13 protein-coding genes are annotated in these 22,124 nt (G+C 59.2%); 6 read left to right on the forward strand and 7 right to left on the reverse strand.

Annotated elements, in window-relative coordinates; translation table 11 throughout:
* The first annotated feature begins 534 nt into the window (after positions 1 to 534).
* From dnaA to gyrB, 4 genes are read left to right on the forward strand one after another with little or no spacing between them, the layout of a single operon-like run.
* Positions 535 to 2,052 (forward strand): chromosomal replication initiator protein DnaA, encoded by a 1,518-nt coding sequence (gene dnaA, locus IF654_RS00250; RefSeq protein WP_047278987.1) that lies wholly within the window; start codon positions 535 to 537, stop codon positions 2,050 to 2,052.
* Between the two features lie 38 nt (positions 2,053 to 2,090).
* Positions 2,091 to 3,194 (forward strand): DNA polymerase III subunit beta, encoded by a 1,104-nt coding sequence (dnaN, locus tag IF654_RS00255; protein ID WP_047278985.1) that lies wholly within the window; start codon positions 2,091 to 2,093, stop codon positions 3,192 to 3,194.
* A gap of 21 nt (positions 3,195 to 3,215) precedes the next feature.
* Positions 3,216 to 4,319: a DNA replication/repair protein RecF gene (gene recF, locus IF654_RS00260; RefSeq protein ID WP_047278983.1), complete on the forward strand. Its 1,104-nt coding sequence runs from the start codon at positions 3,216 to 3,218 to the stop codon at positions 4,317 to 4,319.
* A 5-nt stretch (positions 4,320 to 4,324) separates the two neighbouring features.
* Positions 4,325 to 6,742 carry a DNA topoisomerase (ATP-hydrolyzing) subunit B gene (gene gyrB / locus IF654_RS00265; protein ID WP_047279216.1) on the forward strand — a complete coding sequence of 806 codons (2,418 nt, stop codon included), beginning with the start codon at positions 4,325 to 4,327 and terminating at the stop codon, positions 6,740 to 6,742.
* A 75-nt stretch (positions 6,743 to 6,817) separates the two neighbouring features.
* Here the strand turns inward: gyrB and IF654_RS00270 are convergent, their stop codons facing one another.
* From IF654_RS00270 to IF654_RS00280, 3 genes are all read right to left on the reverse strand, one after another.
* Complete coding sequence (locus IF654_RS00270) at positions 6,818 to 9,853, reverse strand: autotransporter domain-containing protein (RefSeq protein ID WP_194862887.1); 3,036 nt, start codon at positions 9,851 to 9,853, stop codon at positions 6,818 to 6,820.
* Positions 9,854 to 9,986: 133 nt separating this feature from the next.
* Complete coding sequence (eprS, locus tag IF654_RS00275) at positions 9,987 to 12,956, reverse strand: autotransporter serine peptidase EprS (RefSeq protein WP_094987345.1); 2,970 nt, start codon at positions 12,954 to 12,956, stop codon at positions 9,987 to 9,989.
* Positions 12,957 to 13,130: 174 nt separating this feature from the next.
* Positions 13,131 to 14,018 (reverse strand): LysR family transcriptional regulator, encoded by an 888-nt coding sequence (locus tag IF654_RS00280; RefSeq protein ID WP_047278977.1) that lies wholly within the window; start codon positions 14,016 to 14,018, stop codon positions 13,131 to 13,133.
* 137 nt (positions 14,019 to 14,155) lie between these two features.
* On the opposite strand from IF654_RS00280, the gene IF654_RS00285 reads away from it, so the two are divergent.
* Both IF654_RS00285 and IF654_RS00290 read left to right on the forward strand, forming a co-directional pair.
* Positions 14,156 to 15,817, forward strand: a complete 1,662-nt coding sequence (locus IF654_RS00285; protein WP_047281592.1) for a GMC family oxidoreductase — start codon at positions 14,156 to 14,158, stop codon at positions 15,815 to 15,817.
* 90 nt (positions 15,818 to 15,907) lie between these two features.
* Positions 15,908 to 17,530 carry an MFS transporter gene (locus tag IF654_RS00290; RefSeq protein WP_047279627.1) on the forward strand — a complete coding sequence of 541 codons (1,623 nt, stop codon included), beginning with the start codon at positions 15,908 to 15,910 and terminating at the stop codon, positions 17,528 to 17,530.
* Positions 17,531 to 17,708: 178 nt separating this feature from the next.
* On the opposite strand, the gene IF654_RS00295 is transcribed toward IF654_RS00290, so the two are convergent.
* The 4 genes from IF654_RS00295 to glyQ form a co-directional block, all read right to left on the reverse strand.
* Complete coding sequence (locus tag IF654_RS00295; protein ID WP_047278971.1) at positions 17,709 to 18,479, reverse strand: lysophospholipid acyltransferase family protein; 771 nt, start codon at positions 18,477 to 18,479, stop codon at positions 17,709 to 17,711.
* A gap of 77 nt (positions 18,480 to 18,556) precedes the next feature.
* A complete protein-coding gene (gene gmhB / locus IF654_RS00300) occupies positions 18,557 to 19,090 on the reverse strand; it encodes a D-glycero-beta-D-manno-heptose 1,7-bisphosphate 7-phosphatase (protein WP_047278969.1) in 534 nt (177 codons plus the stop codon).
* Positions 19,091 to 19,100: 10 nt separating this feature from the next.
* Complete coding sequence (glyS, locus tag IF654_RS00305) at positions 19,101 to 21,155, reverse strand: glycine--tRNA ligase subunit beta (protein ID WP_047278967.1); 2,055 nt, start codon at positions 21,153 to 21,155, stop codon at positions 19,101 to 19,103.
* Positions 21,152 to 22,105 carry a glycine--tRNA ligase subunit alpha gene (gene glyQ / locus IF654_RS00310; RefSeq protein ID WP_003437964.1) on the reverse strand — a complete coding sequence of 318 codons (954 nt, stop codon included), beginning with the start codon at positions 22,103 to 22,105 and terminating at the stop codon, positions 21,152 to 21,154. The genes glyS and glyQ overlap by 4 nt, the downstream gene beginning before the upstream one ends.
* Between the last annotated feature and the right edge of the window lie 19 nt (positions 22,106 to 22,124).

Here is a 22,124-nt window from a genome sequence, read left to right on the forward strand (position 1 = left end):
CCGGAATGGCCCCCGTTTTAAGAGACCGGCGATTCTAGAGAATGCAAGCCAATAGGTCAATTTCCAACCAACCTTTCCTGGTAAATAGATGTGGGCTTTTTTACACAGCGCTCTCACGGCGTAGCTATAGAAATTAAAAAACGTTTTATTTAAAGCTCTTTTAAAGAACTAACTACTCTTACAGAGCCCGGTATCTGTGGATAAAACGCTGTAGGCCATATGGGAAAAGGGTTTCAGCGATTCAAAAGGTTGTCCACAAGCCGTGCTCTGCCTGTGCCGCACCGTCGGAAAAGCTGTGCATGAAAGGGCTCTTTATCCACAGGCGACTTATGCACAACGTTTCACCCCCACTTGTGCAACGGGCTTAGGCCCGCTTATCCACAGACCTTATGCACCTACCATTTGTCGCTTTATTCAGGGATAAAAACCGAATCCTTCCTTATAGACAGGCAACCTACATGTGGATAAGTGAACGCGTGGTCGCTACAATGGCGCCTGTTTTTGCCTCACCGGCTTTCAACTTAGGGGATATCCGTGTCAGTGGAACTTTGGCAGCAGTGCGTAGAGCTTTTGCGCGAAGAGCTGCCTGCCCAGCAATTCAACACCTGGATCCGTCCACTACAGGTCGAAGCCGAAGGCGACGAGTTGCGCGTGTATGCACCCAACCGTTTTGTGCTGGACTGGGTGAACGAGAAGTACCTGAGCCGTCTGCTTGAGCTGTTGAATGAGCACAGCAATGGCATGGCGCCTGCGTTGTCCTTATTAATAGGCAGCAAGCGCAGCTCGGCGCCTCGCGCTGCACCGAATGCGCCGTTGGCGGCTGCTGCCTCGCAACAGGCCCCCGCCCCCTCCGTAGCCCCGAGTGCTCCTGCCCAGGCCGCTGCAACACCTGCGCCTGCGCCCAAGCCTGCAACGCAGACGAGTGAAGAACCGTCGCGCGACAGCTTCGATCCAATGGCTGGCGCCAGTTCGCAACAAGCGCCGGTTCGCGCCGAGCAACGTACCGTTCAAGTTGAAGGTGCGCTCAAGCACACCAGTTACCTGAACCGCACGTTCACCTTTGAAAACTTTGTCGAAGGTAAATCCAACCAACTGGCCCGCGCTGCGGCGTGGCAAGTGGCGGACAACCCCAAGCACGGTTACAACCCGCTATTTCTATATGGCGGTGTAGGTCTGGGTAAGACTCACTTGATGCATGCCGTGGGCAACCACCTGCTCAAGAAGAACCCGAATGCCAAGGTGGTGTACCTGCATTCCGAGCGTTTTGTAGCGGACATGGTCAAAGCCCTGCAGCTCAACGCGATCAATGAGTTCAAGCGCTTCTACCGCTCGGTGGATGCGTTGCTCATCGATGACATTCAGTTCTTTGCGCGCAAGGAGCGGTCACAGGAAGAGTTCTTCCATACCTTCAACGCCCTGCTTGAAGGCGGTCAGCAAGTGATTCTGACCAGCGACCGTTACCCGAAAGAAATCGAAGGCCTTGAAGAACGCCTCAAATCACGTTTCGGCTGGGGCCTGACAGTGGCCGTCGAGCCGCCGGAACTGGAAACACGTGTGGCGATCCTGATGAAGAAGGCCGATCAGGCCAAAGTCGATTTGCCCCACGATGCTGCCTTCTTTATTGCACAACGCATTCGCTCCAACGTGCGTGAGCTTGAAGGCGCACTCAAGCGGGTGATTGCTCACTCGCACTTTATGGGCCGCGACATCACCATCGAGCTGATTCGCGAATCCCTTAAAGACTTGCTGGCGCTGCAAGACAAGCTGGTCTCTGTGGATAACATCCAGCGCACTGTCGCGGAGTACTACAAGATCAAGATCTCGGATTTGCTGTCCAAGCGCCGTTCGCGCTCGGTGGCGCGTCCACGTCAGGTCGCAATGGCGTTGTCCAAAGAGCTGACCAACCACAGCTTGCCGGAAATCGGTGACGTGTTTGGTGGCCGCGACCATACGACGGTCTTGCATGCGTGCCGCAAAATCAACGAACTCAAGGAATCCGACGCGGACATCCGCGAGGACTACAAGAACCTGCTGCGTACACTGACCACCTGATGACACCAGCGCAGCTTATTAAGGCAAGGGACTAGACCATGCATTTCACCATTCAACGCGAAGCCCTGTTGAAACCCCTGCAACTGGTCGCAGGCGTCGTTGAACGCCGCCAGACCTTGCCGGTATTGTCCAACGTGCTGTTGGTTGTCGAAGGCCAGCAACTGTCGCTGACCGGTACCGACCTGGAAGTCGAGCTGGTGGGGCGCGTGCAACTGGAAGAGCCGGCTGAGCCCGGCGAAATCACCGTACCTGCGCGCAAGCTGATGGATATCTGCAAAAGTTTGCCCAACGATGCGCTGATCGACATCAAGCTTGATGACCAGAAGCTGGTGGTCAAGGCCGGACGTAGCCGCTTCACGCTGTCGACCCTGCCTGCCAATGACTTCCCGACGGTTGAAGAAGGCCCAGGTTCGCTGACCTGCAACCTGCAACAGAGCAAGCTGCGTCGTTTGATCGAGCGCACCAGCTTCGCCATGGCGCAACAAGACGTGCGCTACTACCTCAACGGTATGTTGCTCGAAGTGTCGGCCGGGATCATCCGTGCCGTAGCCACCGATGGACACCGTCTGGCCATGTGTTCGATGAAAGCCGATATTGGCCAGCCTGATCGCCATCAGGTCATCGTGCCGCGCAAGGGCATCCTGGAGCTGGCTCGCCTGCTGACGGAACCGGACGGTGAAGTCAGCATCGTGCTGGGGGCTCACCACATTCGCGCAACAACCGGTGAATTCACCTTCACCTCCAAACTGGTGGACGGTAAGTTCCCGGACTACGAGCGCGTGCTGCCTAAAGGCGGCGACAAAACCGTTATCGGTGATCGTCAGGCCTTGCGTGAAGCGTTCAGCCGCACTGCGATTCTGTCCAACGAGAAATACCGCGGTATTCGTCTGCAACTGGCCAATGGCCAACTGAAAATCCAGGCCAATAACCCGGAACAGGAAGAAGCGGAAGAAGAAGTGGGCGTTGACTACAACGGCGGCTCGCTGGAGATCGGCTTCAACGTGAGCTATCTGCTGGACGTGCTGGGCGTCATGACCACTGAGCAAGTGCGTCTGATCCTGTCGGACTCCAACAGCAGTGCGTTGGTGCAAGAATCGGACAACGACGATTCGGCCTACGTTGTCATGCCGATGCGTCTGTAACTTATGCACAGCCTGCACTAGATGTCCCTCAGTCGTGTCACAGTCACCGCGGTGCGTAACTTGCACCCGGTGACGTTCTCCCCTTCCCCCCGCATCAATATCCTGTACGGCGACAACGGCAGCGGTAAAACCAGCGTGCTGGAAGCTATCCACTTGCTGGGGCTGGCCCGTTCGTTCCGTAGCGTGCGCCTCAACCCCGTTATTCAGCATGAACAACAGACCTGCACCGTCTTCGGCCAGGTTGAGTTGGCTGAAGGTGGCCACAGTGCGCTGGGCATCTCACGCGACCGGCAGGGGGAGTTTCAAATCCGTATCGATGGCCAGAATGCGCGCAGTGCGGCGCAATTGGCCGAGATATTACCGCTGCAATTAATTAACCCGGACAGCTTCCGTCTACTGGAAGGCGCCCCGAAGATCCGTAGGCAGTTTCTGGATTGGGGAGTGTTCCACGTCGAACCGCGCTTCATGTCGACCTGGCAGCGGCTACAGAAGGCCCTGCGGCAGCGGAACTCATGGCTGCGGCATGGTACACTCGACGCCGTTTCACAAGCGGCCTGGGACCGGGAACTGTGTCTGGCCAGTGCTGAAATTGATGAATACCGACGCGCCTATATCAAAGCCTTGAAACCAGTCTTTGAGCAGACCCTGAGCGAGTTGTTGGAGCTCGAAGGGTTAACGCTGAGTTATTACCGTGGGTGGGACAAAGACCGTGAGCTGAGCGCTGTGCTCGCCGCATCCGTCCACCGCGATCAGCAAATGGGTCATACCCAGGCGGGACCGCAACGTGCTGATTTACGCCTGAAGCTGGGCGGCCACAACGCCGCAGAAATCCTCTCGCGCGGGCAGCAAAAGTTAGTGGTCTGCGCTTTGCGAATTGCTCAGGGGCATTTGGTCAGTCAGGCACGGCGCGGCCAATGTATTTATCTGGTGGACGATTTGCCGTCTGAACTCGACGAGCAGCATCGCCACGCACTGTGTCGCTTGTTGGAAGACTTACGCTGCCAGGTGTTTATCACCTGTGTAGATCACGAATTATTGAGGGAAGGCTGGCAGACGGAAACGCCAGTTGCACTGTTCCACGTGGAACAGGGCTGTATCACCCAGACCCACGACCATCGGGAGTGAAGGCATTGAGCGAAGAAAATACGTACGACTCAACGAGCATTAAAGTGCTGAAAGGCCTAGATGCCGTACGCAAACGTCCCGGTATGTACATTGGTGACACCGACGATGGCAGCGGTCTGCACCACATGGTGTTCGAGGTGGTCGATAACTCCATCGACGAAGCGCTGGCTGGCCATTGCGACGACATCACCATCACCATCCACCCGGATGAATCCATCACCGTGCGCGACAACGGTCGTGGCATTCCGGTCGATGTACACAAAGAAGAAGGCGTTTCCGCAGCTGAAGTCATCATGACGGTGCTGCACGCTGGCGGTAAGTTCGACGACAACTCCTATAAAGTCTCCGGCGGTCTGCACGGTGTAGGTGTGTCGGTGGTTAACGCCCTGTCCGAAATTCTGGTGCTGACCGTACGTCGCAGCGGCAAAATCTGGGAACAGACCTACGTTCACGGTGTGCCTCAGGCGCCGATGGCCATCGTCGGTGAGAGCGAAACCACCGGTACCCAGATCCACTTCAAGCCATCGGCAGAAACCTTCAAGAACATTCACTTCAGCTGGGACATCCTGGCCAAGCGTATTCGTGAACTGTCGTTCCTCAACTCCGGTGTTGGCATCGTCCTGAAGGATGAGCGCAGCGGCAAGGAAGAGCTGTTCAAATACGAAGGCGGTCTGCGTGCATTCGTTGACTACCTGAACACCAACAAGACACCCGTCAACCAGGTGTTCCACTTCAATGTTCAGCGTGAAGATGGCATCGGTGTAGAAATTGCTCTGCAGTGGAACGACAGTTTTAACGAAAACCTGTTGTGCTTTACCAACAACATTCCGCAGCGCGATGGCGGTACGCACTTGGTGGGCTTCCGCTCTGCCCTGACGCGTAACCTGAACACGTACATCGAAGCTGAAGGCCTGGCCAAGAAGCACAAGGTAGCCACCACCGGCGATGACGCCCGTGAAGGTTTGACCGCGATTATTTCGGTAAAAGTGCCTGACCCGAAGTTCAGCTCCCAGACCAAAGACAAGCTGGTCTCTTCCGAAGTGAAGACCGCTGTTGAACAGGAAATGGGCAAGTACTTCTCGGACTTCCTGCTGGAAAACCCGAACGAAGCCAAGCTGGTTGTCGGCAAAATGATCGACGCCGCCCGTGCCCGTGAAGCAGCGCGTAAAGCCCGTGAGATGACGCGCCGTAAAGGCGCGCTGGATATCGCCGGTTTGCCGGGCAAGCTGGCTGACTGCCAGGAAAAAGACCCGGCGTTGTCCGAACTGTACCTGGTGGAAGGTGACTCTGCTGGCGGCTCCGCCAAGCAGGGACGTAACCGCCGCACTCAAGCGATCCTGCCGTTGAAAGGTAAAATCCTCAACGTTGAGAAAGCTCGCTTCGACAAGATGATTTCTTCGCAAGAAGTCGGCACCTTGATCACGGCGCTGGGCTGCGGGATTGGCCGCGAAGAGTACAACATCGACAAACTGCGCTATCACAACATCATCATCATGACCGATGCTGACGTCGACGGTTCGCACATCCGTACCCTGCTGCTGACCTTCTTCTTCCGTCAGTTGCCGGAGCTGATCGAGCGTGGCTACATCTACATCGCTCAGCCGCCGTTGTACAAAGTGAAAAAGGGCAAGCAAGAGCAATACATCAAAGACGACGACGCCATGGAAGAGTACATGACGCAGTCGGCCCTCGAAGACGCCAGCCTGCACTTGAACGAAGACGCCCCGGGCATCTCCGGCGAAGCACTGGAGCGTCTGGTGTACGACTTCCGCATGGTGATGAAAACCCTTAAGCGTCTGTCGCGCCTGTACCCTCAGGAGCTGACCGAGCACTTCATCTACCTGCCGGCCGTGACCCTTGAGCAATTGGGTGACCACGCTGCCATGCAGGCGTGGATGGCCAAGTTCGAAGAGCGTCTGCGTCTGGTTGAGAAATCCGGTCTGGTGTACAAGGCCAGCCTGCGTGAAGACACGGAGCGCAACGTCTGGTTGCCGGAAGTCGAACTGATCTCCCACGGCCACTCGACGTTCATCACCTTCAACCGTGATTTCTTCGGCAGCAACGACTACAAAACCGTTGTGACCCTGGGCGCGCAGTTGAGCACCCTGCTGGATGAAGGCGCCTACATCCAGCGTGGCGAACGCCGCAAGCAAGTCACCGAGTTCAAGGAAGCACTGGACTGGTTGATGGCTGAAAGCACCAAGCGTCACACCATTCAGCGCTACAAAGGTCTGGGTGAAATGAACCCGGATCAGCTCTGGGAAACCACCATGGACCCAAGTGTGCGCCGCATGCTGAAGGTCACCATTGAAGACGCGATCGGCGCTGACCAGATCTTCAATACCTTGATGGGCGACGCAGTTGAACCGCGTCGTGAGTTCATCGAGAGCAACGCATTGGCGGTGTCCAACCTGGACTTCTAATGCGGATGTAAACGCACCACGAAAAAGGCCAACGCTCGCGTTGGCCTTTTTTTATGCGCGCTGAAAGCGCGGTCGTCAGAACTGCCAGCTCAGGTTCAACCCTACCCCGTGCGTCTTGTCCTTGTTGCTCAACTGCCCGTTGTAATCCAGTTCCAGGCGCGTGTCTTTACCCAGTGCCACGCCCACTTGGGCACCTACCACCGCTGCATCGCGGGCCAATGAAACACTGTGAACGCTGAAGGGCGTGCTGCCCGCCACGAAGCTCAAGTCCTCATCCGAGCCCACGGCATTCAAGTTGTGTTGCCAACCCAGGCTGCCCGCCACGTCCATTTTTTGGTCACTGTTTAAGGTGAAGGTTTTGGCAGCCCGCAGGCCGAGGGTCGATAACACGGCTTCGCGATTATCGCGGCGTCCCTTGAGTGCTGCGGCCCCGCCCTTTTCATGGAAGCTGTCGCTGCTCACGTGTACATACGCCAGGTTAGCGAAGGGCTCCAGCGCCAGCGACGGGAGTTGGATGCGGTAGGCGGCTTCGGTGAAGACCTGCGCAGTGCCAGCATCGCGTTTGGTTTTTTGTTTGGCATCGATGTCGGCAAATTGCACATCACGTTTCACGTCGGTCCGGTTCCAGCTATAAGCGCCACCCGCACTCAGGCGCAGGGCATCGATTTCATGCCCCACGTAGGCGCCGAGGTGGTAGCTGTCGGTCGACGCGTTGGCGTGCGTGCCGTCTCCCATGTTCAGGCCGCTGTGGCTGTAACCGGTGAACAGGCCGACGCGGGTGGCCTCGGTGATAAGCCCGTCCGCGCCAATCAGCATGCCGCCCAACGAGGTGGTGGACTGCGCGTTGGATGAGCCGGCATCGGTTTTACCCCACGCACCGAGGGCCTTGACCCACACAGAGTTCTGGCCAGCCGCCTCTGAACCGGCGGTGTACAGGTCATGCTGGCGCAAACGATCACCCACGGCGTCGCGTACGTGGCGACTGTCGTTAATCAGTTGGGTGGCAATGGCAGGGTGAATTTCACCACTCAATTGCTGATACGCCTGACGCGCACTGGTCACCGAAGGGGACAGCAAAATCCCTTCATACACCGCATTACCAGCGCTTAGCCCTTCCGCAGCGGCGGCCACGGCACGTTGGTTAGGGGTTAGCGCGACACTGGCGAATGATGCAGCCGTGCGCTCGATGCCCAATTGCACCGCCGTGGCTGAATAATCCAGCTGCCCCCCGATGAACAGGTAATTGGGCAAGACGCTGGCGAACTGCCCCTCTACCCCGCCCGCGGCCTGGAGAATGCTGAACTGTTGGCCCAACAGGCTGCCGGCTTGCTGGCGACTCAACAGCGCAGGATTGTTTTCCAGTGCCAGGGTCACTGTGCCGCCCTTCAATGTGGCTTTACCACCCGCCACAATTCGGTCGCTTTGGGTTGGGGATAACTCAACGGCGTAGGTGGCGCCCGGCTCGAACGTCACGTTACCCGCCACATTAAGCGTGCCGATCGAGTTGCCCGGCGCCACCGTACCGCCCGCGTTGGCATTCAGTGCCCCGACCTGGCCGCTGCCACCCAACACGCCGTTCTGGTTCACCGTGACGGCGGAGCTGAGCGAGCCATTCACCGCCAGCAGGCCCTGATTGATCGCCGTTGGCCCACTGTAGGTATTGGCGCCAGTCAGCACCAACGTACCAATGCCTTGTTTGGTCAGCCCGCCGTGGCCGCCAATGTCGTTACGCCAGATATCCAAACCGCAGCTGGCATCCGTGCAGCGTCGCTCCGTGGGTTTTCCGGCATCTATCAGCGCGCCCACGCCCGGCAGGTCTGCCACAAACTGGCCGTCGCCGTACGAGCCTGCTACGCGCAGGGCTTGTGGGATATCGGCATCAGCGATGAACATGCCGGGGCCGTCGATGGCTTTATGCAGATTGATCATGCCCCAGCCATACAGTTCGTCCACACCCGCCGCGCCCAGGTCGGTTGCCGTGGACTTGAGCACGCCTGCCACCTGTGCCCCGGTCATGTACGGGAAGCGCTCCATCAACACGGCTGCACTGCCCGCCACATGGGGTGCGGCCATTGAGGTGCCGCTTTTATTGCCGTAACCGACCGTCATGTTGTCCAGCGTGGTGCCACCGATCACGGCGCTGTAGATCCCGGTGCCCGGTGCGGACACGCAGAAACTGGCCGCATACCCGCACCGGGATGAGAACGTACTCAGGGTGTAAGGGATGGCGCTGGTGGTGTCAGGGTTTTGCTGCAAGCTGGCCACCGTGATCCAGTTGGGGGCGATGTCCGGGACGAAATGCGCCAGCCCTGCAATGGCGTCCGGGTTGTTGAGGTTGTAGTCATTACCGGCGGCGAAAATGGTCACGATGCCACTGCGCGCCGATTCGATGGCGCCGCTGTAAGCGCCACCCGCCTTGGTGTCGAGCAGCGGCACAATCTGATCGAACTGCTTCTGCGCGTCGTCCACGGTGAAGTGCGGGTAAGCCGGGTCGCGCCCGCCCAGGCGAAACTTGTCGGTGATACCAATGCCCCAACTGTTGTTGATGATCCGCGCCCCGCTGGCGGCCAGCGCATCCCAACCGGCTTTGTAAACCGCGCCGTCATTGCCACGAATAATGCCGTCTTCCGGGCCGGGGTCGCCGTTGTCGGCCATGATGATTTGCGCGTCATAGGCCACGCCGTGCATCGGGCCGCCATCGCGGTTGCCCCCTGCAATGCCGCCGACGTGGGTGCCGTGGGAGCCCAATTTGCCGTCCGACCCGGCCGAAGGGCTGCCGTCGTAGATGAACGCGTCACCGGCTTTGACCGGAATGTACGGGTCGGTGTATTCGCGAATGCCGGAGGTGGTCAGGGTGATGACTTTGTTCGGGCTGTTGAACTCAGGGTGCTGCGCGTAGACCGGCTGATCGAAGATCCCGAGTTTGACACCCTTGCCGCTGTACCCCGCGGCGTAGGCATCTTGCGCATTGATCGCGCCCAAGCCCCAGTCCGCCTTGAACTCCGGGCTGCGCCAGCTATCAGGCTGCCCTGCCCGTCCGGCCTCTACATAAGGAGCAGCGTGCAATTGTCCGATCATGCCCACTGATGCCATGCCCAATGCCAATGACATGACCCGTTTTTTAAACGGCAGCTTTCCTACAGGCAGGAGTTGCCCACGTGTTACGTCCATTTAATGACCTTCCCTGGTGAGGTGCTGAAGAGCCCTGCGCCCAAGGCACAGGGTGTTTACGAAAGCCGTGAAATCAGAACTGCCAATTGAGGCTCAGGCCCACGCCGTGGCTTTTTTCCCGATTGGCCAGTTGGCCGCTGTAATCCAGGTTGACGCGCAAGTCGCGGTTGATCGCGAGGCTGGCGTGCGCGCCGACCAGGGCGGCATCCCGTACCAACGGCGAACTTTCAACGGTGAAGCTCGGCCCGCCCGAGGCGAATCGCACATGGGTGTCCGAATCGACTGCGCTGAGCGTGTGCTGCCAGCCCAGGCTGCCCGCCAGATCCAGTGGTTGCTGGGCGATATGCACCGTTTTCAGCGCCCGCAGACCTAATGTGCCGAGCACCGCGTCGCGTTGATCGTGACTGCCCTTGAGTGCGGCGGCGTCCCCTTTTTCGGTGAACCCCTCACTGTTGAGGTGGATGTACGCCAGATGGGCGAACGGCTCCAGCCCCACCGCTGGCAAGTCCACGCGGTAGGCCGCTTCGGTAAAGACCTGCACCGTTTGCGCGTCACGTTTGGTTTTTTGTTTGGCGCTGCTGTTGATGTACTGCAAGTCGCGTTTCACATCGGCACGGTGCCAGCTGTAGGTTGCACCGCCGCTGACCCGAACCGCCCCCAGCGCGTGGCCGATGTAGGCGCCTACGTGATAGCTGTCCACCGTGGCCCGCGAATGCGTGCCGGTGCCCATATTCAGCGAACTGTCGCTGTAACCGCCCAGCAGGCCGAGCCGGGTTTCGTCATTGAGTGCGCCATCCACGCCGGCCACTGCACCGCCAATCGAGGTCGTGTAATCCGCCGTGTCATGGCGCGAGTCGGTTTTGCCCCACGCGCCGAGTGCCTTGAACCACACCTCGGGCGCTGCGTGCGATGACTGCCAGGCGTCTGGCGAATTGAGGCGTTCACCGACTGCCTCCCGTAATTGACGGCTGTCGTTGATCAGCATCGTGCCCAGTGCCGGATGAATTTCTCCCGACAACTGTTGGAATGCGCGTTGAGCCTCGGCGATCGACGGAGCGCTTAATACGCTTTCATACACCGCATTGCCCGCGCCCAATTGTTCACTGGCGGCGGCGACAGCGCGCTGGTTCGGCGTGGCGCCGACGTCGGCAAAGGCGGTGGCCGTGCGCTCGATCGCCATCTGCACGGTGCTGGCCGAGTAGTCGAGGTGTGCGCCGATAAACAGGAAATTGGGCATGACGCTGGCGAACTGCCCTTCAATGCCGCCCGCCGCGTGCAGGATCTGATACTGGCGGCCTAGCAAGCTGCGCGCTTGCGGCTGGGTAAGCAGATCAGGGGTGTTTTCCAGCGCCAGTGTCACAGTGCCGCCCTCCAGCGTGGCCTTGCCGCCCGCGACCAGTTGGTCGCTTTGGGTTGGGGATAACTCCACGGCGTAGGTCGAGCCGGCCTTGAAGGTCACGTCGCCCGCGACGTTCAGCGTGCCGATGGAGTTACCGGGCGCCACACTCGCCCCTGTGTTGGCGATCAAACCGCCGACACTGCCCGATCCGCCGAGTGTGCCGCTGTCGTTGATCGTCACGTTCGAGGTGATCGAGCCGTTCACGTTGAGGGTGCCGCCATTGACCGTGGTGGCGCCGCGATAGGTGTTGGCGCCGGTCAGCGTGAGGCTGCCTGCACCGGACTTGATCAGACTGCCCTGGTATTCGCGTTGGGCAGCGGCTGCATCGCGGGCCATGCCAATGGCGTAATCGGTGTGTTCCTGTTGGCTGGCGCCGCTCGCAAGGCCCTGGGTCCACCCGTTGTCGATCAGGGTGTGTTGCCACGCCAGATGCTCGGCCGCGTCTTCCTGCTGACGGGCGGCCAGCGCGGTATCCGTCAGGTTATTGCTCCACACATCGTGTTGCCCGTTGTTGAGCTGCACATCAAAGGTCCCGAGCAACTGTCCCGGCCCCTTCATTGCCCGGTCCAGATCCGGCACGCCCCAGCCCACCCGTTCACTCGGTGCCTGAGTGAGCGAGCCGTCCAGTTGGGTGGAGGTCGTCAGCAAGACGTTGAGGGCTTGCTGGTTGTTCAGGTACGGGTAGCGCTCCATGACCAGCGCCAGAGCCCCCGTGGCGTGCGGGGCCGACATGGAAGTGCCGGACTTCACCCCGTAGCCATCGCCCGGGATGGTGCTGTTGATCAATGCGCCGGGGGTGGCGATGCACCAGTACTTGGCGATGCCGCACTGGTTGTACTTTTGCTGATTGTTTTTATCCAGCCCGGAGACCGCCAGCCAGTGTCCTTCAAGGTCGGGTTGAAAGTACGGCAACGCTGAACGCACGCTGGCGTTGGCCACCCCGCTGTTACCGGCGCTGAACACATTGATCACCCCACGACGCGACACGTCGGCAGCCGCATCCAGCCAGGTGTTTTGGTTGTAATGCTGTGCATACGCCGCGTGCAGACCCTCAAGGGTTTGATAGTTCACGTCTTTGGGCTGGCTGCCCCAACTGTTGTTGATCGCTCGCACGCCTGCATCCGCCAATGCGTTATAGGCGGCCTTGAAATAGAGCGCATCCGGGTGGGGGCCGAACAAAAAACTGTCGTTCTGGTTGGTATTGGCCACATACAGATCGGCATTGAAGGCCACACCGTGCATGCCAACGCCATCACGGGCGGCGGCGATGGTGCCGGTGACGTGGGTGCCGTGGGAATCGTTACGCGGGTTGAGCACGCCGCTGACCGAAAAGGGCGTGCCGTCTGCGGACTGACCGCTGGCCGTAACGGCCTGGAAGCGGGCGGCTTCGGGATGACCCGGGTCGAACCCCGAATCCATGACGCCGATCTTGACCCCGTCCCCGGTGACACCCGCCGCGTACGCCGCGTTGGCCGACAGCCGCTCAAGGCCCCAATCCTGCCCATACTCGGCGGAGCGCCAGCTGGCCGCATCGCCTGCGGTGCCCTGTTCCTGATACACCGCCCGGGCCGGGGTAGAAAGCATTACCAGCAGGCTGGCGCACACAATAGGCGCGGCGCTGCCACGACGAACGTCCCTGTTCATAAAAGCTCACTTCTTATCGTTATTAGAGCGCGGGCTTCTATCGCGAAGTCCCCTTTAAGGGCGTGACTTTAGAACAGGGTTTTATGTGCTGCCGAATTTATGCACAGGGTGTGGGCTGTTTCGCGTTTTTTGTTTTTTAAACGTTATCCACAGGCCCCCGCGCGCGTGGGCCGGTCAGGGGGCCATCAACACGGGTTGTTCGGCTGTGCATAACGCCAGCAAAAAATCCCACACCACGCGCAACCGCACAGACTTGTGCAGCTCGCGGCGGGTGCTGATCCAGTAGCTGCGTTGCACCGACTCCTGCGGCAAGACCCGCACCAGCGCCGGGTCGTGACGGGCCATGTAATTGGGCAGCACGGCAATGCCCAACCCGGCGCTTGCCGCCTGTTGCTGAGCGATCACGCTGGTGCTGCGAAACGTCACGGTCGGGGTGCGGCAGAAGGTATTCAGGAACAGCAGCTCCTGGCTGAACAACAGGTCATCGACGTACCCGATCCAATCGTGCTGGCCAAGGTCATCGCGATCATTGAGCGCGGGTGCTCTTTCCAGGTACGTGGGGCTGGCATAAAGCCCTAGGGTGTAATCCGTGAGTTTGCGGGTGATCAACAGGTCGGCATTGGGTCGCTCCAGATGGATGCTGATTTCGGCCTCACGGTTGAGAATGCTGACAAAGCGCGGTACCGCCACCAGCTCCACCTCCAGCCCCGGATAGCGCTCAAACAGGCCGCGCAGACGGGCGGTAATGAACATGATGCCGATGCCTTCAGTGACCCCCAGACGAATCTTGCCCAGCGGCGCCATGGCCTGGGTGATTTCTTCCTGTGCCAGCAGCGCAACGTTTTCCATCGCCTCGGCGTGCTTGAGCAGCGCTTGCCCGGCCGGGGTCAGTTCGTACCCTTGCGCATGCTGCACGAACAGCGCCGTGCCCAGATGGTGTTCGATGGTCTCAATGTGCCGCGCCACCGTGCTGTGGGTGGTATTGAGGCGTTTGGCGGCGGTCAGCAGGCGACCGCTGCGCTGCAACTCCAGAAAATACCGCAGGTCATTCCAGTCGAACATGAGTGTCCTCGGGCGCAGCTGTAGGAGGTGTTGTGCAAAAACGCACAGGCCATGGGCGAAATCGCGCGTTTTCAACTCGAAATTAATCAATACGATGGGGCAGGACAATAAAAATAAATACAGGCGCGAGGTGCTTCATGCCATCAGCGACTCAGGTCTATGACTACATCATTGTGGGCGCAGGCCCTGCCGGTTCTGTGCTGGCCAACCGTTTGTCGGCCAACCCTGCCCACTCGGTGCTGCTGCTGGAAGCGGGCGGCCGTGATAACTACCCATGGATTCACATCCCTGTGGGGTATCTGTACTGCATCGGCAACCCGCGTACCGACTGGTGTTTCAAAACCGAAGTGCAGGCCGGCTTGCAAGGCCGCAGCCTGAGTTATCCACGGGGCAAGGTGCTGGGTGGCTGTTCGTCGATCAACGGCATGATCTACATGCGCGGTCAGGCAAGTGACTACGACCGTTGGGCCGAACAGGGCAACCCGGGCTGGGCCTGGAAAGACGTGCTGCCGCTGTTCAAACGCAGCGAAAAACACTACGGCGGCAATGCCGATATGCACAGCAGTGACGGCGAATGGCGGGTTGAGCAACAGCGATATTCCTGGCCCATACTCGACGCTTTTCGCGCCGCCGCTGCCCAAAGCGGCATCCCGACCGTCGACGATTTCAACACCGGCGACAATCAGGGTTGTGGCTACTTTCAGGTCAATCAGCGTGCCGGGGTGCGCTGGAACGCCTCCAAAGCATTTTTACGGCCGATCCTCAAACGGCCGAATTTGACCGTGCTCACCGACGTTCACGTCAATAAAGTGCTGTTAGACGACGGCCGCGCCACCCATGTGCGCGCCCGTTGGCAAGGCACGGAACAGGACTTCAACGCGCAGCGTGAAATCATTCTGTGCGCAGGCGCGATAGGCTCGCCGGGGATTTTGCAGCGCTCGGGGATTGGTCCGCGACCTTTACTCGAAAGCCTGAACATCAAGGTCGAGCACGAGCTGCCCGGTGTCGGCGGCAACTTGCAGGACCACCTGCAACTGCGCCTGATCTTCAAACTGAGCAAAGCGCGCACCCTCAATCAGGTGGCCAATAGCCTGTGGGGCAAACTGGGCATGGGCCTGCGTTACGCTTACGACCGCAGCGGCCCGCTGGCCATGGCGCCCAGCCAGTTAGGGGCGTTTGTAAAGTCAGACCCCGCGCAGCCTTCCGCGAATTTGCAGTACCACGTGCAGCCATTGTCGCTGGAACGCTTCGGTGAGCCGTTGCACACCTTCCCCGCCTTCACCGCATCGGTGTGCAACCTGCGGCCTAAGAGTCGCGGCCGCGTGGATATCCGCTCTGCCAACCCGGACGACGCGCCGTTGATCGATCCTAATTACCTCAGCCACCCCGACGATTTAAGCGTGGCGGCGGATGCCATCCGACTGACGCGCCACATTGTCGCCAGCCCTGCCCTGCAAGGCTTCAGCCCCGAGGAATATCTGCCTGGCCCTGAACTGCACACTGAGCAACAGTTGTATGAAGCGGCCGCCCGCATCGGTACGACGATTTTCCATCCCGTGGGCACTTGCCGCATGGGGCAGGATTCAGATGCCGTGGTGGATGCCCAATTGCGGGTTCATGGCGTCGTGGGATTAAGGGTGGCCGATGCGTCGATCATGCCCGATATCGTGTCGGGTAATACCTGTTCGCCTACGCTGATGATTGGCGAAAAAGCTGCGCAACTGATTCTTGAACCACCCGTCAATCGGGCAGAAAAAGCGGTGGATACGTCTCGCGTAGCAGCAATACCGGTCGCCTGAAGGTGATCGTGGTTCCGGTCGCAGTCATCCGGAACCGACAGTGGACAACAACAATAATCACTGTGGCCCCAAGGGCCGAGGACATTGAACATGTCAGACTCAATCGCACAAACGGCTGGCGTCGCGAAAGCGCCGACAGGTCGAGAAGAACGAAAAATCATTTTTGCGTCATCCCTCGGGACCGTTTTCGAGTGGTATGACTTTTTCTTGTATGGCGCGCTGGCGACGGTCCTCAGCAAGCAATTCTTCGCCGGGGTGAATGACACCACTGCGTTCATTTTTGCGCTGATGGCCTTTGCTGCCGGCTTCTTGGTGCGTCCGTTCGGGGCGCTGGTGTTCGGCCGCTTGGGCGACATGATCGGGCGAAAATACACCTTCCTCATGACCATCGTTCTGATGGGCCTTTCGACCTTTGCCGTCGGTTTGCTGCCCACTTATGCCAGCATCGGCATTGCGGCCCCGATCATGCTGGTGCTGCTGCGCATGCTCCAAGGGCTGGCGCTCGGCGGCGAATACGGCGGTGCTGCCACCTACGTGGCGGAGCACGCGCCGCCCGGCAAACGCGGTTTCAACACCAGCTGGATTCAATCCACCGCGACCCTGGGCCTGCTGCTGTCGCTGGTGGTGGTGCTGGGCTGTCGCTACCTGACGGGCGACGAGTTTGAAGTGTGGGGCTGGCGCCTGCCGTTCCTGCTGTCCATCGTGCTGTTGTGCATCTCGACCTGGATCCGCATGAGCATGCATGAGTCGCCTGCCTTCGTGAAAATGAAGGCCGAAGGTAAAAGCAGCAAATCGCCGATCCGCGAGTCTTTCGGCAAATGGGAAAACCTCAAAATCGTGCTGATTGCGCTGTTCGGCATCAACGCCGGTCAAGCCGTGACCTTCTATACCGCGCAGTTCTACGTGCTGTTCTTCCTCACGCAAATGCTCAAGATGGACCCGGCACAGGCCAATACGCTGCTGATTATCAGCGTGGTGATTGGCGCGCCGTTCTTCATCTTTTTTGGCTGGCTGTCGGACCGCGTCGGGCGCAAGCCGATCCTGATGATGGGCTTGTTGTTGGCCACCGTGCTGTACTTCCCGCTGTTCAAAGCCCTCAGCCACTACGCGAACCCGCAGATCGACGCGGCAAGCCGCCAGTCACCGATTGTGGTGATGGCCGATCCTTCGACCTGCACGTTCCAGTTTGACCCGGTGGGCAAGGCGCGCTTCGACAGCCCGTGCGACAAGGTCAAAACCTTCCTGGTGAAACAGGGTTTGCCGTACACCTCTGTGTCGGCAGCGCCCGGCACGCCCGTGCAAGTGTCGGTGGGTGAGCAGCAGATCCAGGGCTTCGACGAAGCGGCCATGCGTGCCGCCATCTCGGCCGCCGGCTACCCGGCCAAGGCTGACCCAAGTGCCGTCAACCAGCCCATGGTGGTGCTGGTGATGGTCATGCTGACGTTGATTGCGACCATGACCTACGGGCCGTTGGCCGCGGTGATGGTGGAACTGTTCCCGACCCGCATTCGCTACACGTCCATGTCGCTGCCATACCACATTGGCAATGGCTGGTTTGGTGGTTTTCTGCCCACCGTGTCGTTCGCGCTGGTGGTGTACACCGGGGATATCTTCTACGGGCTGTGGTATCCGGTGCTGATTACCGGGGTCAGCCTGGTGGTGGGCATGCTGTGCCTTAAGGAGACCCGAAACGTGAACATCGATAAGGTGTAAGAGGCTGTATAAGCGGCACAAAAAAACCGGCGAAAACGCCGGTTTTTTTAAGCCTTAGAAAAACTTATGCACGTTTTACGGTAAAAAGTCATACCGAGAAATAAGTAAATAAATCATAGACTTACGAGCATTTTTCCGAAGAAATCCAAAACTTGTACACACGTTATCCACAAAACGCCTAGCGCTCAATCGCTTCAACCGGTTCAGCCACTGGCGGCAGCGAACCCATAGCGCGTTGAGCCTGTTCGTTCCAGGCTTGAACCCGGTCGTTCAGCTCGGCAATGGCGCGCGGCCCGGTGCCATTGGCGTACATCGGCTCGCCAATCACCACCTCGATCGTGCCGGGTTTTTTCGCCCAACCCACTTTTGGCCAGTACTTGCCCGCGTTATGGGCAATCGGCAACACCGGCAAATCAGCATTGACCGCCAGCGCCGTACCGCCTCGGGAGAACTTGCCCACCGTGCCGTAAGGCACGCGCGTGCCTTCCGGGAAGATCAGCACCCAAATGTTGTCCTTGAGCAGCTCGTCGCCCTTCTTGGCGATGTGCTTGAGTGCCGCTTTCGGGTTGTCACGGTCGATGGCTATCGGGCGCAGCATGGCCATGGCCCAGCCGAAAAACGGCACATACAACAGTTCACGCTTGAGCACCTGGCTCAGCGGCTGAAAGTAAGCGGAGAGGAAAAACGTCTCCCAGGTGCTTTGGTGGTTGGCCAGAATCACGCACGGACGCTGCGGGACGTTTTCTGCGCCCTTCACTTCAACGTGAATGTTCAGGAACACCCGCGTCAGCCACAGTGCACAACGGCACCAGTACACGTTGATAAAACGATAACGCGCACGAAACGGCAGAAAGGGGGCGACAAAAAAACTCAGCGAGCACCACAGCAGCGAGCTGGTGCCCAGCAGCAGGTAAAAGAAAAAAGTTCTGATGGCCTGCAGGATCGACATAGAGGCTTTTACCGTTGCGGATAACGCATTTGTGAACAGGCCTGGGCAACGGAAGTCAGCAGGTGTTCAAAAATGCCTTATGTGTGGATAAGTTTTGCGGCAACTGCCGCCAGATCGTTAAAAATCAGGGTAGTAGCCGGAAGATTTTTTTCGAGCGTTTTTTCGCCTTTTCCGGTTTTCACCAAAACTGGCTGTGAACCGACGGCTTTTGCAGCCTGCAAGTCACCCAAACTGTCGCCAACAAACCAACATTCATGTAAATCGGCGCTGTAATGCTCGGCAATCGTGCGCAGCATGCCGGGTTTGGGTTTTCGGCAGTCGCAGCCTTCATCAGGCCCGTGCGGGCAATATTCAATCCGGCCAACGTCACCGCCCTGCTCGGCCACAAGCGCCCGCAAACGGTCGTGCATAGCGTTCAGGGTGGCGATGTCGTAGTAGCCGCGTGCAATGCCGGACTGGTTAGTGGCGATGGCCACCGTCCAGCCCGCCTTGCTCAACTGCGCGATGGCCTCGATCGCGCCGGGGAGCGGGATCCACTCCTCGACAGACTTGATGTAAGCGTCGGAGTCGTAATTGATCACTCCGTCCCGATCGAGAATCAGCAGTTTCAACAGCAGCCCCTTAGCCCAGCAACGAGATGTCGGCAACGCCGAGGAACAGACCGCGCAGGCGCGCCAGCAATGCGTAGCGGTTAGCCCGCACGTTGGCGTCGTCAGCGTTGATCATCACGGCTTCGAAGAATGCATCCACTGGCTCGCGCAACGCCGCCAGACGGGTCAGGGCCTCGTTGTACTGACGGGCAGCGGCCATGGGTTGCACCGCTTCATCGGCCTTTTGAATGGCTGAGTACAGCGAGAACTCGCTGGCATTGTCGAAGAACTTGGCTTCAACGTGGGTCGACACGGTGCCGTCCACTTTACTCAACAGGTTCGACACGCGCTTGTTCACGGCTGCCAGGGCAGCGGCTTCCGGCAATTGACGGAACGCCTGAACGGCTTGCACGCGTTGATCGAAGTCCAGCGCCGAGGTCGGTTGCAGGGCACGTACCGAGAGGTAAGTGGCCACGTCCACGCCTTCGTCTTCATAACGCGCACGCAGGCGGTCGAAGATGAATTCCAGCACTTGATCCGCCAGCCCCGCCGACTTGATCTTGGCGCCGAACGCGGTCACCGCGAAATTAACGGCTTCAGTCAGGTCGAGGTCGAGTTTTTTGTCGATCAGGATGCGCAGGATACCCAGCGCTGCACGGCGCAGGGCATACGGGTCTTTGCTGCCGGTGGGCAACATGCCGATCCCGAAGATGCCGACCAGGGTGTCGAGCTTGTCAGCGATGGCCACGGCCGCACCGGTCAGGGTGCCTGGCAGTTCAGCGCCTGCGCCACGTGGCATGTACTGCTCGTTGAGCGCCAGTGCAACGTCTTCCGGCTCGCCGTCGTTGAGGGCGTAGTAGTAACCGGCAATGCCTTGCATCTCCGGGAACTCGCCCACCATTTCAGTGGCCAGGTCGCACTTGGACAACAAACCGGCACGGGCAGCACGCTGGGCGTCGCCGCCAATGCGTGGCGCGATGAACGCAGCCAGTTTGGACACGCGCTCGGCTTTGTCAAACACGCTGCCCAATTGGGCCTGGAACACCACGTTTTGCAGGCGCAGGTTGAAGTCTTCGAGCTTCTGCTTCTTGTCTTGCTTGAAGAAGAACTCGGCGTCCGTCAGACGTGGGCGCACGACTTTCTCGTTACCCGAGATGATCTGCTGCGGGTCTTTGCTCTCGATGTTGGCCACGGTGATAAAGCGCGGCAGCAACTTGCCATCCACGTCCAGCAGGCAGAAGTACTTCTGGTTGTCCTGCATGGTGGTGATCAGCGCTTCTTGCGGTACATCGAGGAAGCGTTCTTCGAACGAGCACACCAGCGGCACAGGCCACTCAACCAGTGCGGTCACTTCGTCGAGCAGGCTTGGGGGCACGATGGCGGTGCCTTCCTGCAGGGTCGCCAGCTCGGCCACGCGCTTGGCAATTAGCTCGCGGCGCTCGTTGAAGTCGGCCAGCACATAGGCTTTGCGCAAGTCTTCGAGGTAGTTGGCCGGCGAGGTGATACGCACGCTTTCAGGGTGATGGAAGCGGTGACCACGGGAGTCGCGACCGGCTGTTTGCGCGAGGATCGTGCAGTTGACCACTTCATCGCCCAGCAGCATGACCAGCCATTGGGTCGGACGTACGAACTCTTCCTTGCGGGCGCCCCAGCGCATGCGCTTTGGAATCGGCAAGTCGTTCAACGAATCTTCAACGATGGTCGGCAGCAGGCTGGCGGTCGGCTTGCCGACAATCACCTGGCTGAAACGCAGTTTCGGGCCGCTCTGATCGATTTCGCTCAGTTCAACGCCGCATTTTTTGGCGAAACCCAGAGCTGCCTGCGTCGGGTTGCCTTCAGCGTCGAACGCGGCCTGACGTGGCGGGCCGTCGATGTTGATGCTGCGGTCCGGTTGCTGGGTGTCGAGCTGCGTCAACAGCACGGCCAGACGACGCGGCGCGGCGTAGACTTTTTTCGCGGTGAAGTTCAGACCAGCGTTTTGCAGGCCTTTTTCGATCCCGGCCAGAAAGGCGTCGGCCAGAGTGTTGAGGGCTTTGGGTGGCAGTTCTTCAGTGCCCAGTTCAACCAGAAAATCTTGAGCACTCATTGTGCAGCCTCCAACTTAGCCAACACTTCATCACGCAAATCAGGGGGTGCCATCGGGAAGCCCAATTTGGCGCGCGCTTCGAGGTACGCCTGAGCCACCGAACGCGCCAGGGTACGCACACGCAGGATGTATTGCTGACGGGCCGTCACGGAAATGGCGCGGCGCGCATCCAGCAAGTTAAAGGTGTGCGATGCCTTGAGCACCATTTCGTAGCTGGGCAACGGCAGCGGCTGGTCGAGTTCGATCAGGCGCTTGGCTTCGCTTTCGTAGAAATCGAACAGCTCAAACAGTTTGTCGACGTTGGCGTGTTCGAAGTTGTAAGTCGACTGCTCGACCTCGTTCTGGTGGAACACGTCGCCGTAGGTCACTTTGCCGAACGGGCCGTCAGTCCAGACCAGGTCGTAGACGGAATCCACGCCTTGCAGGTACATCGCCAGTCGCTCAAGGCCGTAGGTGATTTCGCCGGTTACCGGGTAGCACTCAATGCCGCCGACTTGCTGGAAGTAGGTGAACTGGGTGACTTCCATGCCGTTGAGCCAGATTTCCCAGCCCAGACCCCAGGCGCCCAGTGTTGGCGATTCCCAGTTGTCTTCAACGAAACGGATGTCGTGCACCAGCGGGTCGAGGCCGATGTGCTTCAGCGAGCCCAGGTACAGCTCCTGGAAATTAGGCGGGTTTGGCTTCAAAACCACCTGGAACTGGTAGTAGTGCTGCAGACGGTTCGGGTTTTCGCCGTAGCGGCCGTCAGTCGGTCGACGACTGGGCTGCACATAAGCGGCGTTCCACGTTTCTGGGCCCAGGGAGCGCAAAAAAGTGGCGGTATGGAATGTGCCGGCGCCCACTTCCATATCGTAGGGCTGAAGCACCACACAACCTTGCTCGGCCCAGTATTGCTGGAGGGCGAGGATCAAGTCTTGGAAGGTACGCACTGCTGGCGTAGGCTGGCTCACAAATTCACCTGTTTCTTGG

The organism is Pseudomonas lundensis, assembly GCF_015377145.2.
Classification (GTDB): Bacteria; Pseudomonadota; Gammaproteobacteria; order Pseudomonadales; family Pseudomonadaceae; genus Aquipseudomonas; species Aquipseudomonas lundensis.